Here is a 3,747-nt window from a genome sequence, read left to right on the forward strand (position 1 = left end):
CAGTTATCTCTATAAAACCGTTGTTCCCGCTAATCCTCTCGTACAGATGAAGATTACTGCTAAAACCATCGGTTCTCTCCTGCGCGGTAACGCTTTGGCCCCTTAAAATCAATTGATAACCAGAAAACCCAATCTCCCCATGGCGGTGGTTGGGTTTTCTTTTGGGTTGTTTCATCTTTTATCTTGCTTAACAATTGAGATGGCAAATTCTCCTCAAATATGCCTGAATCGTGGGTAAGCAGCCCATATAAAGTTCATTTTGTCAAGGATTGTTAAGATGCGCTTACCCCTCGATGGGAGTCATGGTTTTCCTATTCCTAGGTCTTTCTTAATTGTAGGGGGAACTTGAGAATCAGAAATTGGAAACCCGTGATAAAGTGGATAGCCATAAGAATCATAACTGTTATTGGGATGAAATACATAAAACTTGTTTTTTTCTTTTTGATATCCATAGCGTTTTTTTTTATAATCTATGGAATGATTTAAGACTTCTTGAGCTTCTTTGATTGTTAAATCCATTGGAGTTCCTTTAACACTAGGTGCGGTTCCTTTCAATGATGAATCATGTTTAGGAGTTCCAGTGTAACGAGGACATAATTTTCTAGATTGAGTAATCTGGGTTAAATTTCTGATGGTAACATTTTCAGAGGATTGGTTTTCTTCTCGAAATGTTACCTCAACGGTTTCATCAACAAAATCGTCCGATTTTTGTAAACTGAGTAAACTACCTTTAAGTTTCACCGCTCCAGTTAAAGAACTCGATGTAATATTTTTGTTGTTAAAATAGCATTCGCAAGATTCAAGCAATCCTTGGTTATCGATAAATGGTCCCTTGGTTAAAATTTGTATCAAAAATCTAGCCAGCACTTGCTCTTGTGGATGAGGAGACTTTATTTTTTGGCAAATCCATTGATAAATAGTAAGATTAGATAATATTTTTTGTTGAGATAAACTACTATGAGTCTGGATAGGATAATTGTTCTGTATAGGTTTTACTTCTTGGATGATATCATATAAGTTTTTGAGCAGTTCGTAAGCCTCATTGTCGTTTTTAGCTTGCCCAGTAAAAGAAAGTTCATTAATCAAAAACTTCATTTTAAAGCAACTCCATTAAATCTTTTTCCACTTGATCAAAAAATCCATCAGGCCACTGATCAATTCCTCCGTCTTGATAAAGAATGGGTGAAATAACTTCTGATACAGCTTGTCCTTGTTTTAAATATCTTTGAAAATAATGAATTCGTACATCTTGAGCATCAATTTTCTTATTTTTTACCGCTCTACGAATACCATTTAAGACATGATCACTATGAGTTTCTACTATAATTTGTACCCCACAGCTTGCCGCTAATGCTAACAGTTCTCCTATCTTAGATTGTCCTTTTGGATGAAGATGTGCTTCAGGATTTTCTAATAAAATTAACGTATCTGTAGTAGATGATAATAAAGCCACAACAATAGGTAGTATATATGTAATACCAAACCCAGTATTTGTAGGACGATAAGGATTACTCAGTCCGTAAGAGTATTGTAAACTGACTAAATCCATTTCTGGATGAGATGAGATTATGATTCTAGTTCCAGGGCTAATTTCTCCAATCCAAGCTTCCACTTGATTTTTAAAACTTGTAGAAATTGCTTGAGGATGTTCTAATTTTGAATCTATAATTTTCTCTTCTTCGTAGATAGAAAGAAAATGTGCTGTAAATTCTCCCTTACTTCCAAGCTGTTTATGCTGTTTGACTTGAAATTCTGAAATTTCAAAATGTGGACTTGGAGACATTCTTTCTGCTCGTAGATAGTAAAATTTATCAGTAAAAAGATTGGATCGGTAAATGTCTTGAGGAATAGTATCTTGGAACAGGGGAGATAGTTGGAGAACATCAGAATTAGGATCATATTCAAAAATCCATGAACTTTTACCATGATCTGCGCTGGTAATTTCAAAAGTAATTGAATCTTCTTTTGCACCTTCAAAGAGAGCGTCTTTAGCTGTTCCAATACGAACTAAATCACCATTTAATGCTAATCCTTCCTTTGGTAATAAATCCTGCTTATAGGACTGGCGAAGTAATAATAAGGATTGTAGCAAAGTGGATTTGCCACTACTATTTAATCCTGAGAGCAAAGTTAGCGGTTTTAAATCAAAAGATTGATTTTCAAAAATCTTAAAATTTTTTAACACTAATGATTCTAACATGATAACACCTCTTTTATTATTTCTTTAATTGTATCAAATCTATAGGGAACTTTAGTGGCTGCTTGAGAAACAGATTCGAGAAAATTACTATCATCTTCCATTTTTTTAATAAAAACTTCCTTGACGTTCTCCTTTCTCTCAATTAATGTTTCAAGTTCTTGTTCACTTAAATCACTCAGGGTAACTGACCAACTTTCAAAAAGAGCTTTATTGATAGGATATTTTCTTTTTCCATCTTCTGTGATTTTGCGGATTTTACGGAAAGCATCTTCTCCAAAAATATTATTTGCCGCTTTCATGGCAAAAATAAACTTATTTTTGATTTCTTGTACTCGATTTTCATCTATTTTGTTTAGCTTTTTCATTGCTTGATCTAAAAAATCATCCCGACCTTTATCAGACGAATAGCAATTGTAGCTTATTAAAGTAAAAGCAATAAATCCTAAGATAAATTCATGATCGACCATGCGATCCTTTCTTTTTTGACTAAAACTTGTCAATTTTTGGAATTCTGGAATGTTTGCTAATTCCTTGAGAATTTTTGTGGCTTGACCTGGATTTATCGCTTGACGAAATTCTTGTAAATTGAGAGGTAATCCTCCAGTATTAATTCTTCTAAAAATGTTATACTTAACTTTAGGTGGTGTACCAGGTTCAATTAAATACACAATAAACTCTGCCTCATCTATTCTGCGTTTATAGTTACGAGATAAATCTGAATACTTTTTCTTTTCTAAATCCTTTAAAAATTCTAGGTCTTTTAAGACAAGCTTCTCATCAAGAATAAAACTTTTAAATGTACTAAGTCTTTGCAATCCATCTATAATTAGCCATTTTTCTTCCTCGGTTGCATCCATATAAAATGCTGGCAGAGGAATTCGTATTAACAGAGATTCGATTAATCTGCTTTTAGCCTTATCAGTCCAGATGTTAGCGTTACGTTGAAAATCAGGATTTAAGTTAATTTCTTCATATTTAATTCTTTTGAGCAGAAGATCCATGGTTATTTGTTTGGTCGTAATTCTGATTTGCGTTGGATCGAAGAAGTCTGAACTTTCTTCTTCTTCTTCTTCTTCTTCTTCTTGCAATTCAGTTTCTTGGGATGTTAATTGTTCGTATGTGATATCATTTGTACTGTTTTTCATATTATAGTCCTATGAAATTGTTGGCTCTCTTATTCCTTGTGTGATAAGTTTAAGTTATATAGTAGCGATCAATCTTTGTGTCCTTTGTGTCTCTGTGGTTCGTTCCACTCACTCGCCCCCAGACTGTATTTTAGAATACATTTTACCCACTAAACCTGGGAGAGCCAATTGTTTTTAGAATATAGCGTACCTAAATAAAATGTCAACCCCTTCAATCCTGTTCTGACCTAGCTTGCCGATCACTCCCAAGGCAATTCCCAAAAGGACGTACAGAAGATGACTTTTGACAGTTATCTCTATAAAACCGTTGTTCCCGCTAATCCTCTCGTACAGATGAAGATTACTGCTAAAACCATCGGTTCTCTCCTGCGCGGTAACGCTTTGGCCCCTTAAAATCAATTG

Annotated in this window: 3 protein-coding genes and 1 pseudogene; 1 reads left to right on the forward strand and 3 read right to left on the reverse strand. The window is 34.3% G+C overall.

The window, feature by feature from the left end:
* Window positions 1-300: 300 nt before the first annotated feature.
* From O9324_RS26255 to O9324_RS26265, 3 genes are read right to left on the reverse strand one after another with little or no spacing between them, the layout of a single operon-like run.
* The gene (locus O9324_RS26255; RefSeq protein WP_288141747.1) at window positions 301-1,095 is read right to left on the reverse strand and encodes a hypothetical protein; all 795 of its coding nucleotides are present in this window, start codon (window positions 1,093-1,095) and stop codon (window positions 301-303) included.
* Window position 1,096: 1 nt separating this feature from the next.
* Complete coding sequence (locus tag O9324_RS26260) at window positions 1,097-2,200, reverse strand: AAA family ATPase (protein WP_002769577.1); 1,104 nt, start codon at window positions 2,198-2,200, stop codon at window positions 1,097-1,099.
* Entirely contained in the window at window positions 2,194-3,345 is a 1,152-nt protein-coding gene (locus tag O9324_RS26265) for a DUF262 domain-containing protein (RefSeq protein ID WP_288141748.1), read from the reverse strand. Before O9324_RS26265 ends, O9324_RS26260 begins: the two co-directional genes overlap by 7 nt.
* Window positions 3,346-3,600: 255 nt before the next feature.
* On the opposite strand from O9324_RS26265, the pseudogene O9324_RS26270 reads away from it, so the two are divergent.
* Window positions 3,601-3,738: pseudogene (locus O9324_RS26270) on the forward strand (geranylgeranyl reductase); the annotation flags it as partial.
* Window positions 3,739-3,747 lie beyond the last annotated feature (9 nt).

It is taken from the genome of Microcystis sp. LE19-84.1B (assembly GCF_027531875.1).
Classification (GTDB): Bacteria; Cyanobacteriota; Cyanobacteriia; order Cyanobacteriales; family Microcystaceae; genus Microcystis; species Microcystis panniformis.